The organism is Ventosimonas gracilis, from assembly GCF_001580025.1.
In the GTDB taxonomy this organism is placed as follows: domain Bacteria; phylum Pseudomonadota; class Gammaproteobacteria; order Pseudomonadales; family Pseudomonadaceae; genus Ventosimonas; species Ventosimonas gracilis.
On sequence record NZ_LSZO01000104.1, the window covers coordinates 1 to 311 of the forward strand.

The window sequence follows — 311 nt, forward strand, 5'->3', positions numbered from 1 at the left end:
GGTTTTGGAATTGGCTTAACGCGCCCTCGCTGCGCGAGGTGGTCGAGCAGCAAGGGCGCGAGAGTGCGTCTTTTAAAAAAGACTCTATCGACTATTTGAGTGATGTATGGAAGGAAATTGGCGCGATAAGAGATCAAGCCACACATTCAGATCGTCGTCTATCAGCTCTTGAAAAGCAGATGGCTGGTAATTCCTCCGTTCCGCAGGATGTTGATGCAGCGAGGCAAAGCCCGGCATGAGTGTTCTTGCAGCGGCGGCCTTCCCCGCGAAGGCTTTAAATAGTTCGGCAGGGTTGGGGTGGGTTTCGACCA

The 311-nt window shown here is 53.1% G+C and carries 1 protein-coding gene; it reads left to right on the top strand.

Translation table 11 applies throughout. The features are described 5' to 3' along the window. Positions 1–239, top strand: a 239-nt coding sequence (locus AXE65_RS13800; protein ID WP_160330593.1) for a hypothetical protein, incomplete at its 5' end; no start/stop codon positions are given. Positions 240–311: the final 72 nt, after the last annotated feature.